Annotated in this window: 24 protein-coding genes; 7 read left to right on the forward strand and 17 right to left on the reverse strand. The window is 72.5% G+C overall.

What is annotated here, in order from left to right; genetic code table 11:
* Positions 1 to 113: 113 nt before the first annotated feature.
* The 4 genes from ABJI51_RS33615 to ABJI51_RS33630 form a co-directional block, all read right to left on the reverse strand.
* Positions 114 to 1,229 (reverse strand): S1 family peptidase, encoded by a 1,116-nt coding sequence (locus tag ABJI51_RS33615; RefSeq protein WP_348955111.1) that lies wholly within the window; start codon positions 1,227 to 1,229, stop codon positions 114 to 116.
* Positions 1,230 to 1,574: 345 nt separating this feature from the next.
* Positions 1,575 to 1,904, reverse strand: a complete 330-nt coding sequence (locus tag ABJI51_RS33620; RefSeq protein ID WP_348955112.1) for a hypothetical protein — start codon at positions 1,902 to 1,904, stop codon at positions 1,575 to 1,577.
* 165 nt (positions 1,905 to 2,069) lie between these two features.
* Positions 2,070 to 3,272 (reverse strand): GGDEF domain-containing protein, encoded by a 1,203-nt coding sequence (locus ABJI51_RS33625; protein WP_348955113.1) that lies wholly within the window; start codon positions 3,270 to 3,272, stop codon positions 2,070 to 2,072.
* Positions 3,273 to 3,381: 109 nt separating this feature from the next.
* The gene (locus ABJI51_RS33630; RefSeq protein WP_348955114.1) at positions 3,382 to 5,091 is read right to left on the reverse strand and encodes an alkaline phosphatase family protein; all 1,710 of its coding nucleotides are present in this window, start codon (positions 5,089 to 5,091) and stop codon (positions 3,382 to 3,384) included.
* 283 nt (positions 5,092 to 5,374) lie between these two features.
* Here ABJI51_RS33630 and ABJI51_RS33635 point away from each other — a divergent pair, with 283 nt between their 5' ends.
* The 5 genes from ABJI51_RS33635 to ABJI51_RS33655 all read left to right on the forward strand — a co-directional run bounded on the left by ABJI51_RS33635 (position 5,375) and on the right by ABJI51_RS33655 (position 8,356).
* Positions 5,375 to 5,560 carry an antitoxin gene (locus ABJI51_RS33635; protein WP_348955115.1) on the forward strand — a complete coding sequence of 62 codons (186 nt, stop codon included), beginning with the start codon at positions 5,375 to 5,377 and terminating at the stop codon, positions 5,558 to 5,560.
* Between the two features lie 74 nt (positions 5,561 to 5,634).
* Positions 5,635 to 6,795, forward strand: a complete 1,161-nt coding sequence (locus tag ABJI51_RS33640) for a VanZ family protein (protein WP_348955116.1) — start codon at positions 5,635 to 5,637, stop codon at positions 6,793 to 6,795.
* A 192-nt stretch (positions 6,796 to 6,987) separates the two neighbouring features.
* Complete coding sequence (locus ABJI51_RS33645) at positions 6,988 to 7,386, forward strand: ATP-binding protein (RefSeq protein WP_348955117.1); 399 nt, start codon at positions 6,988 to 6,990, stop codon at positions 7,384 to 7,386.
* Between the two features lie 19 nt (positions 7,387 to 7,405).
* Positions 7,406 to 7,636, forward strand: a complete 231-nt coding sequence (locus ABJI51_RS33650; RefSeq protein WP_348955118.1) for a MarR family transcriptional regulator — start codon at positions 7,406 to 7,408, stop codon at positions 7,634 to 7,636.
* Positions 7,637 to 7,939: 303 nt separating this feature from the next.
* Positions 7,940 to 8,356 carry a hypothetical protein gene (locus tag ABJI51_RS33655; RefSeq protein ID WP_348955119.1) on the forward strand — a complete coding sequence of 139 codons (417 nt, stop codon included), beginning with the start codon at positions 7,940 to 7,942 and terminating at the stop codon, positions 8,354 to 8,356.
* Between the two features lie 72 nt (positions 8,357 to 8,428).
* Here ABJI51_RS33655 and ABJI51_RS33660 read toward each other — a convergent pair whose 3' ends face one another.
* From ABJI51_RS33660 to ABJI51_RS33690, 7 genes are all read right to left on the reverse strand, one after another.
* Positions 8,429 to 9,055, reverse strand: a complete 627-nt coding sequence (locus ABJI51_RS33660; RefSeq protein WP_348955120.1) for a DUF4360 domain-containing protein — start codon at positions 9,053 to 9,055, stop codon at positions 8,429 to 8,431.
* Positions 9,056 to 9,227: 172 nt separating this feature from the next.
* Positions 9,228 to 10,100, reverse strand: a complete 873-nt coding sequence (locus tag ABJI51_RS33665; RefSeq protein ID WP_348955121.1) for a spermidine synthase — start codon at positions 10,098 to 10,100, stop codon at positions 9,228 to 9,230.
* On the reverse strand, positions 10,091 to 10,459 hold the full coding sequence (gene speD, locus ABJI51_RS33670) for an adenosylmethionine decarboxylase (protein WP_348955122.1): 369 nt from the start codon (positions 10,457 to 10,459) through the stop codon (positions 10,091 to 10,093). Before speD ends, ABJI51_RS33665 begins: the two co-directional genes overlap by 10 nt.
* A 65-nt stretch (positions 10,460 to 10,524) precedes the next feature.
* Positions 10,525 to 11,667: a type III PLP-dependent enzyme gene (locus ABJI51_RS33675; RefSeq protein WP_348955123.1), complete on the reverse strand. Its 1,143-nt coding sequence runs from the start codon at positions 11,665 to 11,667 to the stop codon at positions 10,525 to 10,527.
* Positions 11,668 to 11,739: 72 nt separating this feature from the next.
* Entirely contained in the window at positions 11,740 to 12,036 is a 297-nt protein-coding gene (locus ABJI51_RS33680; protein ID WP_348955124.1) for a DUF1883 domain-containing protein, read from the reverse strand.
* 100 nt (positions 12,037 to 12,136) lie between these two features.
* Positions 12,137 to 13,318, reverse strand: coding sequence for a hypothetical protein (locus ABJI51_RS33685; protein ID WP_348955125.1), 1,182 nt, complete (start codon positions 13,316 to 13,318; stop codon positions 12,137 to 12,139).
* 193 nt (positions 13,319 to 13,511) lie between these two features.
* The gene (locus ABJI51_RS33690; protein ID WP_348955322.1) at positions 13,512 to 14,000 is read right to left on the reverse strand and encodes a MarR family winged helix-turn-helix transcriptional regulator; all 489 of its coding nucleotides are present in this window, start codon (positions 13,998 to 14,000) and stop codon (positions 13,512 to 13,514) included.
* Between the two features lie 28 nt (positions 14,001 to 14,028).
* On the opposite strand from ABJI51_RS33690, the gene ABJI51_RS33695 reads away from it, so the two are divergent.
* Positions 14,029 to 15,477 (forward strand): phenylacetate--CoA ligase family protein, encoded by a 1,449-nt coding sequence (locus ABJI51_RS33695; protein ID WP_348955126.1) that lies wholly within the window; start codon positions 14,029 to 14,031, stop codon positions 15,475 to 15,477.
* On the opposite strand, the gene ABJI51_RS33700 is transcribed toward ABJI51_RS33695, so the two are convergent.
* On the reverse strand, positions 15,474 to 18,029 hold the full coding sequence (locus ABJI51_RS33700; protein ID WP_348955127.1) for a tetratricopeptide repeat protein: 2,556 nt from the start codon (positions 18,027 to 18,029) through the stop codon (positions 15,474 to 15,476). The genes ABJI51_RS33695 and ABJI51_RS33700 overlap by 4 nt on opposite strands.
* Positions 18,030 to 18,075: 46 nt before the next feature.
* Positions 18,076 to 18,384: a DUF4326 domain-containing protein gene (locus ABJI51_RS33705; protein ID WP_348955128.1), complete on the reverse strand. Its 309-nt coding sequence runs from the start codon at positions 18,382 to 18,384 to the stop codon at positions 18,076 to 18,078.
* A 283-nt stretch (positions 18,385 to 18,667) separates the two neighbouring features.
* Here ABJI51_RS33705 and ABJI51_RS33710 point away from each other — a divergent pair, with 283 nt between their 5' ends.
* Positions 18,668 to 19,048: an STAS domain-containing protein gene (locus tag ABJI51_RS33710; protein WP_348955129.1), complete on the forward strand. Its 381-nt coding sequence runs from the start codon at positions 18,668 to 18,670 to the stop codon at positions 19,046 to 19,048.
* Between the two features lie 4 nt (positions 19,049 to 19,052).
* Here ABJI51_RS33710 and ABJI51_RS33715 read toward each other — a convergent pair whose 3' ends face one another.
* The 4 genes from ABJI51_RS33715 to ABJI51_RS33730 form a co-directional block, all read right to left on the reverse strand.
* Positions 19,053 to 19,433: a response regulator gene (locus tag ABJI51_RS33715; RefSeq protein WP_348955130.1), complete on the reverse strand. Its 381-nt coding sequence runs from the start codon at positions 19,431 to 19,433 to the stop codon at positions 19,053 to 19,055.
* The gene (locus tag ABJI51_RS33720; RefSeq protein ID WP_348955131.1) at positions 19,430 to 20,854 is read right to left on the reverse strand and encodes a PAS domain-containing sensor histidine kinase; all 1,425 of its coding nucleotides are present in this window, start codon (positions 20,852 to 20,854) and stop codon (positions 19,430 to 19,432) included. Before ABJI51_RS33720 ends, ABJI51_RS33715 begins: the two co-directional genes overlap by 4 nt.
* A gap of 55 nt (positions 20,855 to 20,909) precedes the next feature.
* Complete coding sequence (locus tag ABJI51_RS33725) at positions 20,910 to 21,308, reverse strand: ATP-binding protein (protein WP_348955132.1); 399 nt, start codon at positions 21,306 to 21,308, stop codon at positions 20,910 to 20,912.
* A gap of 72 nt (positions 21,309 to 21,380) precedes the next feature.
* The gene (locus ABJI51_RS33730; protein WP_348955133.1) at positions 21,381 to 22,025 is read right to left on the reverse strand and encodes a response regulator transcription factor; all 645 of its coding nucleotides are present in this window, start codon (positions 22,023 to 22,025) and stop codon (positions 21,381 to 21,383) included.
* Positions 22,026 to 22,048: the final 23 nt, after the last annotated feature.

Below are 22,048 nucleotides of genomic sequence, written 5' to 3' on the forward strand. Positions count from 1 at the left end.
CCCCCCCTGCCCACTTAGTTGCCCCCGACTGTCGTGAGTGAGAAACAGTGTTCTACCCCTGTTTCTCACACACGACAAGCCACGGCAGACCGACACACCCGCGCCGGGGCTTCCTACGCCGTCACGAGGGAGAGGCCGTAGGTCTGGAGGATCTCGTTCACCGGCTGGAACCACGTCTCGCCGCCGGAGCTGCAGTTGCCCCAGCCGCCGGAGGTGACGCCCTGTGCCTGGTCGCCGGTGATGAACGAGCCGCCCGAGTCGCCCGGCTCGGCGCACACGTTCGTGCGGGTCATCTGGTAGACCGCGCCCTGGGCGTAGTTGACCGTCTCGTTGAGACCCAGGACCGTGCCGCAGTGCCAGTGGGTCGTCGAACCCGAGCGGCACACCGACGTCCCCACCGGCGCGACCCAGGATCCGCGCACCAGCGCGTCGCTGACCGTGCCCCAGCCGAGCACCACCGGCGCGGTCCACCAGCCGTTGCCGATCCGGATGAAGGAATAGTCGTTGCCGGGGAAGGAAGATCCGGCGAACGTGCCCATCGCCGAGCCGTCCCAGCCGACGACCGAGCTGCCCACCCCGCCGCAGTGGCCGGCGCTGACGAAGCCGCCCTGCACCGAGAACCCGATCGAGCACCGGGTGTTGCCGTTGATGTAGTAGGGATCGCCGCCGACGGTGCCTGCCGAGAACGGCGTCGCGGCCGGTGCCGTCGCGACGGTGACCGGGCCCGCCTTCGCCGCCCGGGCGAGGAACGCGTCGACGTCGGCGCCGCGCGCGCCCGGCCGCAGGGTGACCACGACGCTGCCCGCGCGCGGGTCGGTGCGCCAGCCGGTGACCGCCGCCGGTGCGGGGTCGGCCTTGGCGGAGGCGTCGATTGCCGCCTTCGCCGCGTCGAGGCGGGCCGCGCTGATCCGCGCGGTGGCGGGTTCGGCACCGGCCCGCCGGACGGCGCCGGCCGCGGCCGGGTCGGTCACGCCGACGACGAGCTTGCCGAGTGCGGGGTCGAACCACGCGCCGCCGAAGGCAGTTCCGGCGGCGCGCTGGGCGGCGGGCAGCACCCGCGTGGCCGTCATTTCCTGCGCCAGCCGCGTGGCGGCCTGGGCGGCGGTGAGCCCGAAGTCCCGCTGCATCGCGGCGATCAGGCCGGGCGCGGCGAGGGCGGGCGTGGCGGTCGCGACGCTCGCCGCGAGGGCGAGCGCACCGCCGATGGCCAGGGCGATTCTTCGACGCATGGGGACTCCTCCAAGGCCGGGGGAAAGAAACACACTGCCCGCCGAGTGTGCGGGCGGCCACGGGAGGAGGTCCAGATTTGTCCGGTCTTCTGTCCGGAATTCGCGAGGGCGAACGTCGGTCCATTGTGGATTGATGCGTCGCCGCAACGGTTTTCGCGCAGCACAGTGGCGCGAACGGGAGCCGGGCCCGCTCGCGCCGGTAAAGGTCTGGACCAAGTACAGCACGCGCCGGGCCACCCCGGGCCGGACCGGAGTCTGCCGGGCAGCAGAAGTGCCCGGCCGACCCTGGACACGACACCGTCCGGCCACCCCGGAAACGGGTGGCCGGACGGCTCCGTGCCCCGATCAGATTTCGTCGACCCGGTAGGCGACCACCCGGGCGGGCACCAGCAGCGCCCCCGAGCATTCCGCGACGGCCGGGCCGAACCCGTACGGCACCGGATCACCCACGACGTACCAGAACGCACTGCCGGTCGAGCAGTGCGCGATCACCCGGTACCCGTACCCCTCGCCCGGGAAGCAGCTGACGGAAATGCCCTGCCCGAACAGGATTCCGTAACGCTCGCCGAAGCAGCCTGGTGGCGCGAAATCACCACCCGCCGCGGCCGCCGGCACCACCGACAGGCCGAACAGGGAAAACACAGCGATCGCAAAAACCGCCCATTTCCTTAGCATGACCACTCCTCAGCGCGGAGAATCCGACACCGTGAGCGTAGAAGTGCGGAAGAATTACCGGCAATTCATCGGGCCAGTGAATGCGCGCGCAGCGGAAAGTCACGACGCTGCTCCATCCGGGCTAGCCCGCAACCCTGGACGGATGGCGAACGGCCCGGAGTTTTCTCACCGGCCACCGCAAACCCGGTTCCGCCCGGTGTTCTTCGCCGCGTAGACGGCCTTGTCCGCCGCCCCCATCACGGTGTCGACCGGCACCGCTTCCCCGTCCGACACCGCCACCCCGATGGACACCGACAGCCCGCCGATGCGCACCCCGCCGTCCACCACGACGGCCAGGCTGCCCACCGCGTCCCGGATCCGCTCCGCCACGGCCACCGAGTGCTCCCGCCCGATGCCCGGCAGCAGCACGACGAACTCCTCGCCGCCGAACCGGCCGACCGAGTCGTAGATCCGCACCTCGCCCTGGACGGTTTCGGCGACCGCGCGGAGGACGGCGTCGCCCGCCAGGTGCCCGTAGGTGTCGTTGACGCGCTTGAAGTGGTCGAGGTCGATCATCAGGACACCGCATTCGCCGCCGCAGCGCGCGGTCCGGCTCAGTTCCGCCTCGGCCCGCGACCGCCACTCCGCGATCGTCAGCAGCCCGGTCTTCGGGTCGTGGGCCTGCAGTTCCAGGCGCCGCCCGAGTTCGCCGCGGTGCAGCAGCACGACCGGCGGCACCAGCAGCAGGACCAGCCAGGGCCACGTCGCCAGCAGCGCCGCGGCCGTCCCGCCGAGGCACAGCGTCGCCGCGTCGAGGAGGTTCTCCGAAACCGAGCCGGCGAAGGACAGGATCGGGCGCGACGGCTCGTGTAGCTTGAACCCGATCATCACCAGCACGGTGTTGACCAGGAAGAACGTCACCCCGGCGGCGGCCGTCGCGGCCAGGTCCGGCGCCCCGCCGGCGAGGTCGGCGACACCGCGTGCGGCGTAGATGGCGACCGCGTACGTCGCCACCGAGCACGTCACGCGGTACAGCCGCGCGCCCGGCACGCCCGACATCCGCAGCCACACGTGCCCGTAGATCAGCGCCGCCAGCAGGCACGCGAACGCCGGCGGCACCGACAGCGCCGCGGCGAAGAACCAGACCGAGCTGACACTGACGTACGGGTTCCCGGCGAGGAACCGCTGCAGCCGCTCCGCCTTCGCCGACAGCTCGGTCTGCACCACCGCCGCCCCGAGCAGGATCGCCAGGTACAGCCATTCCCGCCCGGACGGCGCCGCCGACGGCACCGCGAACGGCAGGACGACGGCCGTGACCTCGACGGCAAGGTAGTAGGGCAGTACCCCGGGCGGCGCGGTGCGCAGCCGGGTGCTCCGCGACGGATCCACTCGCCCTCCCGTGTCCGTGGATCGGCCGGGCTCCCCCGCCCGGCACCACCCACGATAGGCCCCCGCGGCCGCGGGCGGAAGCCGCCGGGCGTGTGTCCGAAAAGGACGGTCAGCGCGCGAACGCGGTGAGGAAGCGGTCCCGGAACGCGTCCATCTTCCAGACCGGTGCCTGCGGGCCGGGGTGCAGGCCGTCCTGCCAGCCCCAGCCGGCGATGCGGTCGAGCACCTTCGGGTCCTTCGCCACGATCGTGACCGGCACGTCGTGCACCGCGCCCTGCGGGGTCACGACCGGCGGCTGGTGGTCGCCGAGGAACACCAGCACCAGGTTCTCGTCCCCGTACTGACGGACGAACGAGATGAGCGTCTTCAGCGAGTAGTCGGTGGCGTCGCGGTAGGCGTCCCGGATCTTCGCCGGGTCCTTCCAGACCGACTCCGGCGCTTCGCCCGCCGACGGCATCGGGCCGAACACCGAGCCGTCGCCGACCTCGTTCCAGCCGACCAGCCAGGGCCGGGGCGACCACGGCGCGTGGCTGGAGACCAGGTCGACCTCCGCCATCACCGGCCGCTGCCCCGCCTTGGCCAGCTCGTTGCGCTGCAGCATCGAGAACGTGAACTGGTCCGGCATGGTCGCGTAGGCGAACCCGGGGCCGTGGTAGCCGATGTTGCGGGCGTCGTAGTAGGCGTCCGGGTGGTAGAACCGCCGTCCCTCCGGCCAGTCCTTGGTGTGCGCGGGCACGTCCCACACGGTCCGCCAGCCCGCCCGCTGGAACGCCCCGCCGAGGGTCAGCCGGTCGCTGCCGAGCAGGTCGTTGTACCGCTGCTGGTTGTCGATCCACATCCCCGACTGCACGGTCGAGTGCGCCAGCCAGCTGCCGCCGCCGAAGGTCGAGGAGGACAGGAACGCACTGCGCGCGCCGATGCCCGCCGCGCGCAGCTCGGCGGTGCCCGCGTCGAGCGTCGCGCCGATCTTCGGGGCGAACCCGGGGTCGTCGAGCGCGATCCGGCCGTAGCTCTCCACGAACGTGAGCACCACGTTCTTGCCGCGCAGCCCCGCCAGCAGCTGCCTGCCGGGGGTGGCCCGGAACGCGTCGTCGGCGGCCACCTCGGCGAACGGGCGCTGGTCCCGCAGGTCGGCGCCGACCTGCCGGAGGTCGCCGTAGGCCAGCGCGACGGCGTTCTGCGCGGCGACCGGCTGGCCCGGCAGGAGCTCGACGCCGAACGCCGAGCAGGCGATCCAGACCACGCCGAGCACGGCCACGAACCGCGTGGCCCCGGTCCGCCGCCCGGCGGCGACCCGGGTCAGCCGCAGCATGGCCAGGACCATCAGCACCACGACGGCGACGGCGAGCACCACGGCCCCGGCGAGCACGGCGACCATCGCCGCGTCCCCGATCTGCCCGGCGAGGAACTCGACACCGGCGTGGAAGAAGCTCCAGTCGTAGACCGGGTCGAACGGCTTCTCGAGCGTGGCGTAGAAGCCGGTGTCCAGTGCCTTCAGCAGGGTCAGCAGCCCGAGGAACAGGCCGACGGCGACCGCGACGACCCGCCGCGCCCGCGGCGGCAGGACCAGCACGAACGCGGCGACGATCAGGCCTTCGACGGGGATCCGCACGAGTGCCGCGGCGGAGAACGCGGTGAGGTCGTCGGGCGCGAGCAGGCCGAACAGCACCAGCAGCGCGGCCAGCACGGTGAGGACCCGGCCGGCGAGGACGTGCCGTCGCCGTCCGGGCCGCGGCAGCCCGAAGTCGGGCAGGGCCGTCCCCCGCTCGGAGCCGCGGCGGATGCGCCGCAGCGGCGGCAGACCGGTCGTTCCAACCATGGCGGGCCTCACGTCGTGGTTCGCGGTGGTCACCGCCGCGCCCTGCGGCGGGAGCGGCGGCCGTCACCGGATATACGGCCCACGACGGCGGGTGGTTCACGCGGGGGTGCCTGCCGGTACCCGCCGGACGCCGCTTCAAACCCGCGGCGGCGCCTTTCACCCGCGGAAACGCCGGGAATCCCCGCGACAGGTGATCAAGCGTTGCGGGCCGGGGAAGCCGGTGCTCTCCTCGAAGACGTCCGAAGATCGCAGTCCCGAGGATTCCCGTGGGAGGCACGGCACCATGAATCTGTTCGACAAGGCGAAGGAAGCCCTTGGCAAGAACCCGGACAAGGCCGACCAGGGTGTCGACAAGGCCGCCGAGGCCGCCAAGCAGCGGTTCGGCGACCACGCCGACAAGATCGACCAGGGCGCGGAGAAGGCGAAGGACTTCCTGCACAAGCAGGGCGGCGGGCAGCCGCCGCAGTGAGCCGCCGCCGGTGACGCCCGGCCGGCCGGGGGACGCACGCTTGGCCCCCGGCGCGGCTGGGTATCACCGGCTCCGTGGTCGCCACGTATCTCGTCCCGGTCCGGACCGCCCTGCTGCTCTTCCCGCTCGTCGCGCTGGCCGTGATGCTCCCGGCCGCGTTCGTCAGCTACCGCCGCCGAGGGCGGGCAGGCGGGTGGCCGACCTTCGTCTTCTACGCGTTCCTGTTCTACCTGCTGGCCATCGCGACGCAGACGGTCCTGCCGCTGCCCGCCGACCCGGCGTACTGCGCGGGCCACACCTACGCCAGTTCCCCGCAGCTGCGGCCGTTCTACTTCGTCGAAGTCGTCGCCCAGCGCGCCCGCGGCCACTGGAGCCCCGGCGCGCTGCTGCACAACCCGGCGGTCTGGACCACGGTGCTCAACGTCGTGATGCTCGTCCCGCTTGGGTGCTATCTCCGCTACGCGCGCGGCATGCGGCTGGTGCCCGCGGCCCTGATCGGCTTCGGCGTCTCGCTGTTCTTCGAGCTGACACAGCTGACCGGGCTCTGGTTCGTCTACCCGTGCCCGTACCGGCTCTTCAGCGTCGACGACCTGCTGCTCAACACCACCGGCGCGGTCGCGGGCTGGCTGCTCGCCGGTCCGCTCGGCAGGCTGCTGCCCGCCATCGAGCCGGACCACGACCGCCGCCGCTACGCCACGAAGGTGACCTTCACCCGGCGGCTGTTCGCGCTGGTCACCGACCTGCTGGGGTTCGCCGCCCTGCTCGGGTTCCTGTTCGGCCTGCTGACGCTCTTCGGCGAGGACCTGCGCCACCGCGACGCGGCCGTCGTCGTCCTGGCGCTCGTGTGGTTCGTGGTGCTGCCCGCGGTGACCGGCTCCACTCCCGGCAAGCGGGCGATGCTGCTGCGGGTGACGCGCCGGGGCGGGCGGCGGGCGGGGCCGGTCGCCCTGCTGGTCCGCAACGGCGTCCTGTACTCGCCGCTGTGGCTCACCTGGCTGGCGCTCGACCTCGACCGCTGGGACCTCGGCAGGCATCCCGAGCAGCTGCTGCTGCCGGTCGCGCTGGCCGCGTCGCTGTTCGTCGTGGGGGTCTGGACCCCGCTGGCGGTGCTGCTCGACGACGAGCACCGGGCGCCCTACGAACGGCTGACCCGCACCGTGAACACCGCCATCGTGCCGCCACCGGCCGCCGGACCCGCGCCGGAACGCCGCGTGGAAGTCCTCAAAGGACAGTGACGCGGGCGCTGCGCTGCCCGGGACCGGCGGCGCTGGTAGATTGCCTGCGAACGGGTTGAGCCGCCAGCCCGCCTCGCCGTCCCCGACCTGGAGTCTTCGATGACCACCGACGCAGCGCGGCCCCCGCAGCGTGTCGGCGAGCAAGCAGGGGACGGTTTTCCCGCGGGGTCCGGCACCGCGAAGGAGGCGGACGTGCACCTCCGGACTGTCCGGCACGAACTCGGCATCTCCCCGGAGCTCACCGAACTGGCAAGAGTCCGGCACTGGGTCCGCACGGTCCTGCGCGGCTTCCCGGCCGCCGTCGTCGGCACCGCCGTCATGGTGGTGGACGAGCTGACGTCCAACGCGCTGCGCCACGGCCGCGCGCCCTACCACGTCCGCCTGCTGGCGGGCGCCGCCCGGGTCCGCATCGAGGTCGACGACGGCGCGGGCGAGCCGGCCCGCCGCAAGCCCCCGTCCGACCACGGCGGCCGCGGCCTCCTGCTGGTCGAGCGCTGCGCGGCGGCCTGGGGACAGCTGCGCCGGCCCAGCGGCAAGACACTGTGGGCGGAACTGGTCACCGACCCGGGCCCGGCGGCCGCCCACGGCTGACGCGGCGCCGGGACCAGCGTTGCACACGCTGCGTGACGGGCCGCTCGCCCAGCGCACACTGGCGCAGCGCTGCCAGGTCACCGACCAGACGATGAGCCGGACCCTCGACCGGCTGGCCAAGGCGGGCTACGTCACCCGGACGGCGGATCCGGCCGACGGCCGCCACCTGACCCGGCTGACACCGCGCGGACAGGCCGTGCACGAGCACTCGGCGAGGACGAGGCATTCCGGACGCGGCTGCCGGACCTGATCACGCCGTTGTCCACTGTGGATGATTCACCCACGCGGCGGGCGGGCGATTGAGAGGGCGGAGCACTGGGTAGCTCTTCTGACATGTGGATCGCGATGAGCACCCCCGTGGCCGTCCTGATCGCTACCGTGCTGATGGAGCGGTTCGAGCGGCGCTGCCGCCTCGTGCCTACCGCGGAGTCCCGGCCACGCAAGAGTGTGACTTAGACCACACTCACTCCTCCTGAGAACCTCTGCCGCCGTCTCCGGCGACTGACCGGTCAAGACCCGGACGAAGCGGCCGGGTCCAAGGGAGGAGAAACCCATGCGTGGCAGCACGACATCCACCCGCACGGTCCTGGCGGTGGCGGCCGCGGCCGCCCTCGTCGCGGCGGCGAGCATCGCCATCGCCGGCGGCGCGGCCGCGGACCCGGGAACGGCGAGCGCGGGGCTGCCCCCGAAGGGCGCCCGCGCGACGGTCCAGGTGAGCCCCAACCCGACGACCTACCGCGGCCAGGAGGTCACGATCACCGGGAACTGCGGCGGCGGCACGGGCCTGAAGTCGGTCCTCGGCGGCTTCCCCGACCACCCGGCACTGGAGAACATCCGGATCCTGCGGTCCGGTCCGGATCACTTCCTGGCCAAGGCGAACGTGGCCCAGCACATCGGCAACGGGGTGGGCCCGGTGTTCGTCGACTGCGGCGGCGAGGCGGGCGTGACCCTGCTGGTCACACACGTCTAGCCCGGCGAGAGCCGTGAATGGCCCATTCACGGACGTGGTGTCCGGCAATGGGCCATTCACGGACCCGGGGTTTCAGCAGGTCTTCCACGCGAAGTGGTAAATCGTGTCCACGCTCGCGTGTTCGGAATCCATTTCGATGAAGCTCGTGCCCGAGGAGCTGCCCGCGTCCGCACGCAGTTCCGCATTGATGTTCAGGTTGCGGCTCTCGCCGCACGGGGCGAACACCAGCTCGGCCACGTCGGTCGCGTCGACCGCGCGCCACACGCCGTGATACGGGCCGGGGATCGTGTGCCGCACCCGGGCCGTCGGCGCGGTTCCGGTGAAGTAGTAGTTGGCCTGTTCGAGTGCGCTCGCGCCGCTTTCGATGTGCGCGAACCCGCGGTACTCCGCCGAGGCGATCGCGTACGTGAATCCCTGCGGCACGTGGACGAGCACGTTGATCTGACAGTTCTTCCGCGCCTCCAGCGCGGACGCGCCGCCGCCCGCCTTGGCGGTGAAGTTCGTGTAGTGCACCGTGAACGACGTGTTGTCGTTCGCGACATCGGCCGACGCCGCCGCCGTCCCCGCCGGGCAGCCGGAGCCGTTGATGGTCTTGATGTCGAGCGTGATTTTTTCGGCCGGAGCGGATTCCGCCGGGGAATCGACGGGTGCGACGAGTGCGGACAGAACCAATCCGGCTACGATCGACATACCGAGCATGACGCTCCTCCAAATGGGCCACGGTGCCTGGTGGTGACGATGATCGCGCGCGGAGAGGATCGTAGCGCGATCGCAACCTTTCCGATGGCCACTGAACGGAGTAACACGACGACCAAGAGTGCGGGAAATCCATTTCCCCGCCAATAACTGACCTATTCGAAGAATCGACGGCTCAATACTGGTCCGAACCAGTTCGGCGCCGGAGCGAATACGGCGGCGTCGAGCCGGCGAGCAGCGCGGCGGCGTCCAGGGTCCGCGCCCCGCAGCCCCGCTCCGCGAACCGCCGGGCCACCAGCGCCCCCGGGTCGTCGACCGGGTCGGTCCGCCCGGTGAGGAACGCCCACTCGTGTTCGTCGGACCCGAAGTACAGGACGGTCCCGAACACCTCCCCGAAGCGGCGCCACGACGCGCGCAGCGTCTCGTTGCGCCACAGCGTCGGGCAGCCCGCCTGGCACGTCACCACTCCCCCTGGCGCCAGCAGCCGCGCACACTGGCCGAGGAAATCCGTGCCGTACAAGCGGTTGTGCTGGGCGGCGGGGTCGGTGTTCTCGTCCGGCAGGTCGATCACGACGACGTCGTAGGTGTCACCGCGGGTTTCGGCTTCGCCGAGGAAGGCCCAACCGTCCGCAAAGGACACCCGGACCGCGCCGACGCCCTGCACCGCCCGGTCCAGCTCGGCGGTGGTGTACCCGTACGGCAGGTGCTCGGCACAGGCCCGCACGGCCTGTTCGTCGATGTCGACGTGGTCGACGTGCCCGGCACCGGCGGCCACCGCGAGCTGGCAGGCGACACCTTCGCTCGACCCGATCACGAGCACCCGCCGCACCTGCTCGGCCAGCAGCAGCGCGGGCACCATGAGAGCCTCGTGGTACACGAGCTGGCTGGCCTCGGTGCTCTGGCGCTCGCCGTCGCAGAACAGCGAAACCCCTTGCGCGGTCTGCCCGATGAGCACTTCCTGGTACGGCGTGCGGGCGTGGAACCGCACGTCGCCGACGTCCCAGACGCGGGTGAGGCCGGCGCCGACGGGTTCGTGGATCAGGGGCATGGGTGTTCTCCCCGCTGCAGGACGGACAGGCGCACCGCCGCGGCGGCCAGCGATTCGGCCAGCAACCGCAGCGCGTGTTCGGGATCGGCGCGCTCACCGCAGGTGAAGACATCGGCGAACAGCGAGCCGTGCTCGGGATAGGTGTGCACGGTGGCATGCGACTCGGCCAGCAGCGCGACAACGGTGGCCCCGTGCGGGGCAAACCGCCGGGCGACGACATCGAGAACGGTGGCACCCGCACTGGTGACGGCGTCCCGCAGCAGCTCCCCGAGCCGGTCGGCATCGTCGAGCAGGCCGGGATCGACGCCCCGCAGCTCGGCAAGCACATGCCGCCCGGCGAACCGGCCGACGTCAGGCATCTCCGCGCCTCCTCGTGCGGCAGCCCGCGCCCCAGCCGAACACCCGCTCACCGAACCGGCCCACCTCAGACATCTCCCCAGCTCCCCAGGCAGTAGGTCCGCAGCGGCTCGATCCCGTTGAACCCCACCGACGCGTAACTCGCGGTGTAGGCCCCGGTCCCCGGCACGTCGAGCCGGTCGCCGGTCCGCAGCGACAGCGGCAGCTCGTACCGCGTCCGCTGGTACAGCACGTCGTCGCCGTCGCAGGTCGGCCCGGCGAGGACCACCGGACCGCTCGGGCCACCGCCAGAGACCGGCTCGAACCGGTACGCGATCGCCTCGTTCTCGGCCTCGGCGAGCCCGTTGTAGCGGCCGATGTCGAGGTACACCCAGCGCCGGCCGCCGCGGTCGGCCACCAGCACCACCTCCGTGCGCAGCAGTCCCGCGTCCGCGACGAGCACCCGGCCGGGCTCCAGCAGCACTTCCGGTCGCCCGGACGGGAAATGCGTCTCGAGCGCCGAAGCGATCGTCGCCGCGTACGCATCCAGCGGCGGCACAGCGGTCCGGTGCGTGGTCGCGAACCCGCCGCCGAGGTTGAGGCGCGTCATCGTGACGCCCTGGGCCGCCGCCTCCGCGAAGAGCTTCGCCGCCGTGGCGATGCCGATTTCCCAGGCGGTCACGTCCGGTTGCTGGGAGCCGACGTGGAAGGCGATGCCGGGCCGCAGTCCCCGCGCCGCCGCATGCAGCACCAGGTCCAGGGCTTCGGCCGGGGCACAGCCGAACTTCCGCCCGAACGGCGTCACCGAGTCCGGCGCGTCGAGCACGACGCGGATCGACACCGCCGAGCCCGGCGCTTCCCTGGCGAGGTGGTCGACGTCGGCGGCAGCGTCCGAAGTGAACTCCCGGACACCGCGCGCGAAGGCGTCCGCGATGTCGCGCGGCTTCTTGATCGGGTTGCCGTAGGCGATGTCTTCCGCGGCGGCGCCGCGCGCCAGGCACAGCGCCAGCTCGGCGGGCCCGGCGACGTCGAAGCCGATCCCGGCCGCCACCAGCGCGTCGAGCACCGGCGGCGCCGGGTTGGCCTTGACCGCGTACCGGATCAGCGCGCCGGGGAACGCCGAGCGGAACTCACGCGCCCGGGCCGCGACGACGTCGGTGTCGACGACGAGACACGGCGTCGGCGGGTCCCGCTCGTCGAGGAACCGGCGGATCCGGCTGAAGGCGCACACGGGCGCCAGTGTGGCAAACGGCACCGCGCCCCCTCCGGCGGCCCCGACCAGCAGATCGGGGCCGCGAGGGCGTCACCGGCGGCCGGTGCGTCCCACGGCAGGCTGGGGTTCGACGCTCACCCGGGGGCGCAGGGGCAGGTTCTCCAGTCCCTCGACGTCGAGCACCAGGAACCAGTGCGCGTTGGCCGGGATGTGGATCTTGAACATCGGTGCGGTGGCCACCCCGCCGTGCATCCGGTAGTACTGCCGGCGCCGGTAGGCCTGGAAGTTGACCTCCGTCAGGAGCCTGACGTTGGCCATGGCGTCCAGGCGGACGGTGACCACCGAGTCTCTTCGCACCTTCCCGAGATCGAACACGTTGGCTTCCATTTCGTCCCTCTTCCGAGCGTGGTATTCGGTTCTGGTTCTGCGTGCGCGCAGCACGGAGCACGCCGCGGAGCGCACGACGGGGCGGAAGATCGGGACGGGCCTAGCCCGGGCCGGTGCCCGGTTCGCACGGCCGCCACAGCGGCACGAAGGTCCCGGACGGCGCCAGGACCGCCGGCAGATCCCCCGGCCCGCGGCCGGGGACGAGGAAGGCGAGCGGAGCCGCGGACCCGACCCCGCAGGCAACATCGGACACCGGCGCAGGTGCGGGGGCTCGGCCGGGTTCAGTCCGGGTCAGGTATGCCTGGTGGGTCTGCGGAGGTGCTTGCGGCTGGGGTTCCGTGCGGTTCTGACCGGACTTTCGCCAGAGGTGTGCGGCGGCGGATTGCCAGGATTTCCAGATGCGCAGAGACGGCGGCGAACCGGCAACCGGGCCGACGGCGCCGTACCCCGGCACGACACTGGGCCGGGCGACGCCGCCGGCGACCGGAGCAAGGGGGTCGGACACGGGCACGGTGGTGCCGAGGATCGGCTGGAGGGCCGTGGTCAGCGGGGTGAGGAGGTCGGTGACCGGCTTGAGCGCCGGGACAGTGGAACACAGGAGCTGGGAAACCGGCTCGACCACCGGCGCCACGGCGCGTAAGACCGGCGACACCACCGGCGCAGCCGCATCGGCGAGCGGTGATACCACGGTCCCAACGCTGCGCACGACCGGTGACACCACGCCAGCAGCCGCATCGGCCACCGGCGCAGCCACACCGCGCACCACCGGCACCGCAGCACGCGCCACCGGGGCCACCACCCGAGCAGCCGTATCGGCAACCGGCGCCACCACCGCCCCAGCGCTGCGCACCACCGGGGCAGCAGCACGCGCGACCGGTGACACCAGCCCGGCAGCCGCTTTCGGCAACGCCGCGCCCCGAGCCCGCGCCACCGGCCCAGGCGAACCCGGCGCGGCCGTGCCCGCCACCGGCGCCACCACCGCCCCAGCACCGCGCACCAGCGGCGCAACCGCCCGCGCGACCGGCGACACCACGTCCCCAGCACGCGCCACCGGCGCACGCGAACCCACCGTCCGCGGCTCCCGCGCCACACCGTGCGTCACCGGCTCCCCACCCGGCAGCAACGCCCCGACCAGTTCCCCAACCGGATCCCCAGTCCCCCCGGACCCGGCCGCGGAGGCGTGGCCTGCCGTCAGCCACGACACCAGCCAGAGGCCTGCCACCGCCCCGGCCAGTACCAGCAGCCGGCGCGCGGCGACGACCATGTCGCGTGCCCGGGTCACCTCGGCGGACCTCCCCGATGCGAGAACGGATCTGGGACTTACCCCTCAACGGCGCTCACGACACCCCTGCTACGGGCCGGTCGGCGGTTCCACTCGTCCGGCCTAGTCGGCGGTGTCAGCAAGCCTGACTTCGGACTCCAGTCGGGCGTCACCCATCGGCCAGTTGCCGACCCTGCGCTGCACCCTCCGGGGATCAGGCTTCCTGCGAGCGGCGATGGCCGGACAGGGCACCCAGGGTCGTCACTCCGTGTTGCAGGCCCTCGCGGAACGTCGCGCGCTGGCCCGGGCTCAGGTCGGCCAGCAGGGCCCGCTCCAGCTCGGCGACCGCCGGCGCGCAGTCCGCGAGCAGTGCGCGGCCGGCGTCGGTGAGGTCCGCGAGGAGCACGCGCTTGTTGCCCGCCTTCGGCGTCCGCTCGATCAGGCCGCGCTTCTCCAGGGCCAGCACCATCTCGTGCATGGTCTGCGGCCGCAGGAACGACCGGCGGGCCAGCTGCGCCGAGGACAGCGCGCCGCTGGCTTCGAGCACCGTCAGCGCCGTGTACTGCAACGTCGTGAGCCCGAGCGGGCGCAGCGCGTCGTCGAGCAGCGCCCTGATCACCAGCTCCAGCCGTTTGACCAGGTAGAGGGTCAACGGCGCGCCGGCGGGCTGCTGCTCCGCGGAGGTGCTCACGCCGCACATCATGACACGCGGCGGCCGATATGCTCCGATCATGGACCTCGGTCGGCAGAGCCGTGTGCGGCAGGCGTTCGACACCTTCTTCGCGCCACCGGAACCGCCGTCCGAAGGCGACGTCCTCGCCCTGTTCCACCGCACCGCCCGTACCGTGCCCGCGTACCGGAAGTTCCTGCAGGAACACGGGATCGCGCCCGAGAACATCCGGACCCTGGACGAGTTCCGGACGCTGCCACCGGTCGACAAGGCCGGCTACCACCGGAAGTACCCGCTGCCCGAACTGTGCCGCGGCGGGACGTTCGACGGGCTCGACATGATCGCCGTCTCCTCCGGGTCCAGCGGCCACCCGACCGTCTGGCCGCGGGCCCTCGAAGACGAGCTGCACGTGGCGCGCCGGTTCGAGCAGGTGCTGGTGGGTGCCTTCGAAGCCGACCGGCGCCGCACCCTCGCCGTCGTCTGCTTCCCGCTGGGCACCTGGGTGGGCGGCCTGTTCACCACCGCGTGCGTGCGCCACCTGGCGGCCAAGGGCTGCCCGATCACCGTGGTCGCGCCGGGCAACAACAAGGCGGAGATCCTGCGCGTGCTGCCCGAGCTGGCGCCGCACTTCGAGCAGGTCGTGCTGCTGGGCTATCCGCCGTTCGTCAAGGACGTCGTCGACACCGGACTGGCCGCGGGCGTCGACTGGCCCGCGTACGCGATCAAGCTGGTGCTCGCGGGCGAGGTGTTCAGCGAGCAGTGGCGCGACCTGGTGGCCCGGCGCGCCGGGATCGCCGACCCGGTCCGCGACATCGCGTCGCTGTACGGGACGGCCGACGCGGGCGTGCTCGGCACCGAAACCCCGCTGTCGGCGGGCATCCGCCGGTTCTTCGCCGCCCACCCGGACCTCGGACGCGAGGTCTTCGGCGACGCGCGGCTGCCGACGCTGGTGCAGTACGACCCGGCGAGCCGCTTCTTCGAGGTGCACGAGGGCACGCTGATGTTCACCGCGGACGGCGGGATTCCGCTGATCCGCTACCACATCGGCGACGAAGGCGGTCTCCTGCCGCACGACGAGCTGCTCGCCTTCTGCGCCCGCCACGGCTTCACGCCCGCGGACTCCGGCCCGGAACTGCCGTTCGTGTACGTGTTCGGGCGGTCGCTGTTCACGGTGTCGTTCTTCGGTGCCAACGTCTATCCGGAGAACGTCACGGTGGGCCTGGAGCAGCCGGGCATCAGCGACACGGTGACCGGCAAGTTCGTCATCGAGTCGGCCGAGGACGCCGACCGCGACCGGCGGCTGCGGATCACGGTCGAGACGGCCCCTGGCGCGACCGCCGACGCGGACCGGATCGCGGTGGCGGTGCGCGACCAGCTGCTGCGGCTCAACAGCGAGTTCGCCCACTACGTCCCGCCGGAGCGGCAGCTGCCGGACGTCGTCCTGCGCCCCGCGGGCGATCCGGAGTACTTCCCGGCCGGGGTGAAACACCGCTACACGCGGCCGACCTAGGACTTGGCCAGCTTGCGGAACCGCTCGCGCCGCTCGTCGGCCGAGGAGCCGTCCGCGATGTCGTCGTCGAACCAGGAACACAGGGCCGCCCAGAGCTCGGCGCGGGCGGTGAACTCGTCCTCGGCCACCGGTGTGTGCTCCAGCTCGGCGATGTCGACCACCAGCTGGTCGAGGCGGCGGTCGCACAGCCGCACGTACTCGCGGACCACGACGTTCGCGTCCAGGCCCGTCTTCACGCGCGGGCCGGACGCGCCGCGCAGCTGGGCGTGCAGCCGGTCCTCGCAGTACTGCGGGAAGCCCGCGATCGAGCCCGGATACCCCGAGTCCGCCGCCCACTCGCGGAAGGCGCAGATCGCCTGGTAGCGCGTGTACCAGTCCTGCTTGCCCGTGGCCAGCCGGGCCAGCTTGCGCCACGCGTCGCGGTCGGCCGAGCGCCAGCGGTCCAGCGTCCGGCTGTCCGGCGCCGGGCCGGCCGCGTGGACGCGCCAGAAGTGGGCGCGGCAGCCGGCGATCTCCGCGACCAGCTGCCGGACGTAGCTCACCTGCTCCCACACGTGCGCGCGCTGCGGGCGCAGCGGCGCCGCCCGGTCCGGGGAGAACGTCACCATCTCGAAGACGCGGAACAGCTCGTGGCCGCGCAGGGCGGCCAGGTCGGGGTCCTCCCCCATCACCCACGACCGGCGCTCCGGCAACCGTCCACTGTGGCTGATCGTCGCCGCGTGGTACAGCTCGCGGACGGCGCGGCGGGCCACTTCGTCGCGGGATTCGCCTTCCAGGCGCGGGTTGCGGGCCCGGTCGCGCAGATCGCGTTCGCCGCGCGGGCCGACTTCGAGCATCGCCACGGCGTACACGCTCGCCGCGTTGTAGCACTCTTCCCACGTCTTGCGCGGGCCGGCGGCTTCGACGGTCTCGTCGAGCGCCCGCGGGTCCGGTGGCCAGCGCCGGTCCGGGCAGACGTCGGCCAGCCGCCCGCGGCTGCCCGGGTAGGCAGGCTGCGGCTCGGGGACCGCGCCGGTGACCGGCTCGACGTCGGCCATCGCGCGCCGCAGGACCGCCCAGACCAGCGACAGGTCGAGCGCCCGGTTCGTCAGCTGCTGCCAGCTGCGGCGCCAGCGCCTGCCGAAGCGGCGGTAGTCCTCGATCAGCCGCTCGATCTCGTACTGCGACAGCGCGGCGAAGTACGAGCGCATCTCCGCGGCGCGCTGGTTGTACTCGGCGAGCTGCTCCGGCGTCGCCTCGTGGACGACCAGCTCCTCGACCGGGACGCGCAGCATGCGCCGGTGCAGCTGCAGCCGTTTCTCCCGCGGGATCGCGTACGGGCGCGTCCGGACGTCGAGGTCGACGTAGCGGCGGAAGCGCAGCTCGATCGCGGCCCGCAGTTCGGCGCGGCGCTGCGCCCGCGCGTCGTCGGGCGCGCCCGCGGTGGTCCGCCGGACCCACCACGAGCCGGCCACGGAGTCGCCGTGGCCGAGGACGAGTGCGTGCCGGTAGCGCGCGATCAGCAGGGCGACGTCGCGCTCACGTCCTTCGCGGCGGGGCTGGCGGGCGAAGTCGGGCCCGATCCACCAGCGGGCCAGCGACGGGTGGCCGCGGCTGCAGACGGTGATCACGTCGTCGTAGGTGGCGAGCGCGTCGAGGTGCAGGTCGAGCTGCTCCTGCAGGGCGGCGATCTCCAGTCTGATGTAGACGTTCGCGGGGTCGTGGCTCAGCGCGCGGTAGTACTCGGCCAGCGCCTCGTCGTAGCGGCGGTAGGTGACGAAGTGGTTGGCGCGCTGGTAGGCGTCGAACAGGTCGTGCGGGATCTTGGCGTCGCGCCAGGCGGCCCAGTGGATGTTCGTGCGGACGTACGCGCTGCGCGGGATGACCAGCGCGGCGACGGCGTTCGCGGCGCGGTGCAGCACGCGCGGCCAGTTCTCGTCCTCGATCACCAGCGGGCCGGCGGCGAACCGCGGGACGCGGACGAGTTCCAGGATGAGCTGGTAGCGGCCGGTGTTGCCGGGCCGGATCGTGCCGGTGACGGTGAACGCGGCGGGCGGCTGGGCGAGCCGGATCAGCTTGGTGGCGGCCTTCCACCAGCCGTCCTCGGAGTCGCCGGCGTGCTCGACGATCTGGATGAAGTCGTAGGAGCTGCCGACGCCGGGGACCGGGGTCGGGGTGTAGAGGCGGGACTCGATGAGGAACCGCTTGAAGGTGGCGGTCAGCTCGACGGCGGAGTCGATCTCGCGGTCGTGGCTGCCTTCGGGCCGTTCGTCGGCGAAGAGCCGGATGTCGATCTGGTTGGCCCGGAAGGCGGCGGCTTCCAGGCGCGCCCGGCCGACGAAGTACAGCGTGAGGACGGCGGCGACGACGACCGCGGCCGTCTGCAGGACCGTCCAGGTGACGACACTGGCGACCTTCGGCTCGCGGACGAAGGTCCAGTTCTGGAAGAACGGCAGGTAGGGCACGACGGCGAAGCCGGCCGCGACCAGCCCGGCCGCACCGGCCGCCAGCCACCACCGGATCCGGTGGGTTTCGGGCAGTTCGGCCTGATCGAAGCCGCCGTGACGCCGCATGGATCACCCCCTCGTGTCAGCTTACTCGCGGAGAGGGTGCGATTCGTTACGGGCCGTTATCCGCCAGTTCGGCAATCACCTGGGCGTGGCACGGTTCGGGCACGCACCAGCACCCGAGCCGTCGGCCGCGCAGCTCCGGCAGCAGGGCGAGCAGGTCCGGCCGGGAGAGCAGGTGCGCGCGGTACTTGGCGAGGACCTCCTCGCGGGTCCCGTCCGGGCCGGGCCGGAAGGGGCTGGCGAGCTTCGACGCCGGAAGGTGCCAGCCGCCGCGATGCATGGCCCGCCCGACGTAGACGACGTCGGCGTAGTCCGGGTCGTCGCGGTGCCCTTTCAGGTTCACGACGGTGGTGGGCATGGGGCCACCGTAGCCCCCGGTTCGCGGTGCCGCAGGTGGTCGTGAGTGGTAATTCGCGTTCTAACCCTGATTGTCGCTCACGAGCGCGGACCGGCGGCCGTTGCCATGCCCTGTGGTTCATCTAGTGCAGATGCACTATGCTGAAGGCTCACGGTTGAGCCGTCAGCCGCTGCCGGACGTTCCGCGCCCGGGCCGGCAGGCTGCCGTCGCGGCGCCGCCGTCCCGCTTCGTCCGGTCCGCCCCCGCTGCCCGATGAAGCTGCCCGACGAAAGGGTGTGCCGCGATGGTTCCTCAACCGCGCTCGGCCGACCACGAGCTCACCACCGGCTGGCTGACCGCCGGCGGCCACATGGCGCTGCGCGTGCTGCGTCCCGGGCTGCGCACCGTCGTCGTCGAGGTCACCGGCGAAGTCGATCTCGGCACCGCGCGGCGGCTGGACGAAGTCCTGCAGTCCCGGATCCGCAGCCAGGTCGAGGACGTCGTCATCGACCTCTCCGGCGTCACGTTCTTCTCCGTCGCCGGCCTGAACTCGCTGCTGCGTGCCCAGCTGCTGGCCGACACCGCGGGCGCGCACCTCACCGTCGACGTCGGGCGGTCGCGGGCGGTGCGGCGGCTGTTCACCCTGCTGCCGACCGCCTTCGAGGGCATGGCGAACGTCCGCTGACCGCTCACCCGGGCGGCTGACGGCCCAGCCTCCGGACGGCTTCGACGATCGCCGTGTTCGGCGCGCCCTTCACCAGGTACTCGGTGACCCCGGCCGCGGCGAGCCCGGCGATCGACGTGCGGTCGGCGTAGGCGGAGAACGCCAGGATCGCCGTTTCCGGGCTGCGGCGGGCGATCTCGCGGGCCGCGCGGGCGCCGCCGCCCCCGGGCATCCGGACGTCGAGGACCGCGACCGCCGGCCGGTGCTGCTCGGCGAGCCGGATCGCCTCGTCGGCGTCGCCGGCGACCGCGACCACCGCGATGTCGGACTCCGATTCCAGGACCTCGCGCAGGACGTCGCGGATCATCACGTCGTCGTCGGAGATCAGCACCCGCAACGCGGTCACGGCTCGACCCCCGGTGCGTCGGGCAGGATCGGCAGCCAGAACTCGACGGTCGTGCCCTGCCCCGGCTCGCTCGTCACCGACAGCCAGCCGTGCGCCGCCTCGGCCCGTTCGTGCATCTCGACCAGCCCGAAGTGGCCGGCACCGGCGTCGCCGCCCGCCGTGCCGACGCCGTCGTCGCTGATCCGCACCATGGTTCCGTTGTCCACTGTGGACAGCGTGACCTCGACCCGGTTCGCCCGCGCGTGCCGGTGGACGTTGCTGAGGGCCTCCTGGCAGATCCGGTACGCGGTGATCGCCGCCTCCGGCGACGGCTCGGCGGTCAGCTCGTCCCGCACCGTGTGCGCGAGCCCCCAGCGGCCCGCGACCTCGTCGACGTAGGCCGACACCGCCTCCACCAGCCCGTGCCGGTCGAGTTCCGGCGGACGCAGCCGCGACACCAGGCCGCGCAGCCGGGCGATCGCGGCCTGCACCGACGCGTCGAGCCCGCCGACCGCGCTCGCGTGCGGCTCCGGCAGCCGGGAGGCCAGCAGCTGCAGGCGCATGCCGACGGCCACCATGGACTGGATCGACTCGTCGTGGACGTCCCAGGCGATCCGGCGCCGCTCCACCTCCTGCGCCTCGACCAGGTGCCCGACCAGACGGCGTCGTTCGCGCAGGGCCTGCTCGGCGTTGCGCCGCTCGGTCATGTCCCGGGTGACCTTGCCGAACCCCTGCAGCCGCCCCTGCTCGTCACGCAGCGCCGTGATCACGACGTTCGCCCAGAACCGGGTGCCGTCCTTGCGGACCCGCCAGCCCTCGTCCTCCAGCCGCCCCTCCGCGGCCGCGACCTCCAGCTCCCAGGCCGGCTTGCCCGCGGCGACGTCCTCGGCGGGGTAGAAGACCGAAAAGTGCTGCCCGATGATCTCCTCGGCCGCATACCCCTTGATCCGCTCCGCGCCCGCGTTCCAGCTCGAAATATGGCCTTCGGGGTCGAGCATGAAGATGCCGTAGTCCTGCACGCTCTGCACGAGCAGGCGGAAGCGCTCCTCGCTCTCGCGCAACGCCAGCTCGGCCGCCCGCCGCTCGGTCACGTCGCGGGTGACCTCGCCGAATCCCTGCAGCCGCCCCTGCTCGTCGAACAACGCCGTGATCACCACGTTCGCCCAGAACCGCGTGCCGTCCTTGCGGACCCGCCAGCCCTCGCCCTCCAGGCAGCCCTGCTCGACGGCGATTTCCAGGTCCCTGCCGGGTTTTCCGGCCGCCACGTCCTCCGCGGGGTGGAGCACCGAGCAGTGCTGCCCGAGGATGTCCGCCGCCGCGTACCCGGTGATCCGCTCGGCGCCCGCGTTCCAGCTCGCGACCCGGCCCCCGGGGTCCAGCATGAAGATGCCGTAGTCCTGCACGCTCTGCACGAGCAGGCGGAACCGGCTCTCGTCGTCCATGCGCCAACTTTGCCGGATCGCCGCGCGACCGGCACGGCACGGTGGGCGGAAGAGCTCACCCGGCGAGTTCGGCGGACTGGGCGGGCAACGCACACCAGACCACCTTCCCCCGGCCGTGGCGCGCGGTGCCCCAGGCCGTGGCCAGGCGCTCGACGAGGGCGAGACCCCAGCCGCCGTCGGCACCGGCGGGCCGCCGCACGGGCGGGGCCGGGTCGTCGTCGAACACCTCGATGCGGACGTGCGTGCCGTCCACGGTCAGCCGCAGCAGGGCGTGCCCGCCGCCGTGCTGCAGGGCGTTCGTCGCGAGTTCGGTGACGACCAGCAGCGCGTCGTCGACGGCGGTGTCACCGGTCCAGGCCTGCAGGGTGAGCCGGGTGAACCGCCGCACGACGGCGAGGCCGCCCGCCAGGTCGGTCAGTGCGCACTCCGCGATCAGCGGCGCAGGGGTTTCCACGGGACCAAGCCTCGCCGACGGCGGCGGGTTGCACGAGATGCAAACCGGCCCTTCGTCACTGGTGCAGCTGCATCAGCCGATGAGCCCCTCCCGGCGGGCCACGGCGACGGCTTCGAGTTTCGAGCGTGCCCCGAGCTTCTCCAGCACGCGCTGGACGTGGTTGCGCGTGGTGTTGCGGGAGACGCCCAGCCGCCTGCCGATCTCGTCGGTGGTCGCGCCCTCGGCGAGCAGGTCGAGGGTTTCCCGCTCCCGCGCGGTCAGCGTGGCGCCGGTGGGCACCCGGCCGGTGAGCCGGTCGAAGACACCGGGCAGCAGCCCGGGCTCGAAGACCACGGCGCCGGTGGCGACGTCGCGCACGGCCGCCTCCAGCACGCCGAGCTGCGACGACTTCAGCAGCAGGCCGGCCCCGCCCGCCTGGGCCACCTGCGCCGCAACGGACGGTGTCGCGTCGCCGGTCAGCACCAGCACCCGCGCACCACCGGCCCCGAGTTCGGCGATGACGGAGAGCGCGTCACCATCGGCGAGCCGCCGGTCCAGCACGACGACGTCGGGGGCGTGCTCACGCGCGTCGGCAACGGCCTCGGCCCGCGACCGCGCACGGCCGACCACGGTGATCCCGTCGGCCCGGTCGAGGGCCAGCTGCAGTGCCTCGGCCACCATGTCGTGGTCCTCGACGAGAAGGACGCGAACGGGACGGGGCTCATCGGCGCGGCTCACGGAGTTCCTTCACAAGAGGGAGG

The sequence above is a fragment of the Amycolatopsis melonis genome (assembly GCF_040064235.1).
Classification (GTDB): Bacteria; Actinomycetota; Actinomycetes; order Mycobacteriales; family Pseudonocardiaceae; genus Amycolatopsis; species Amycolatopsis melonis.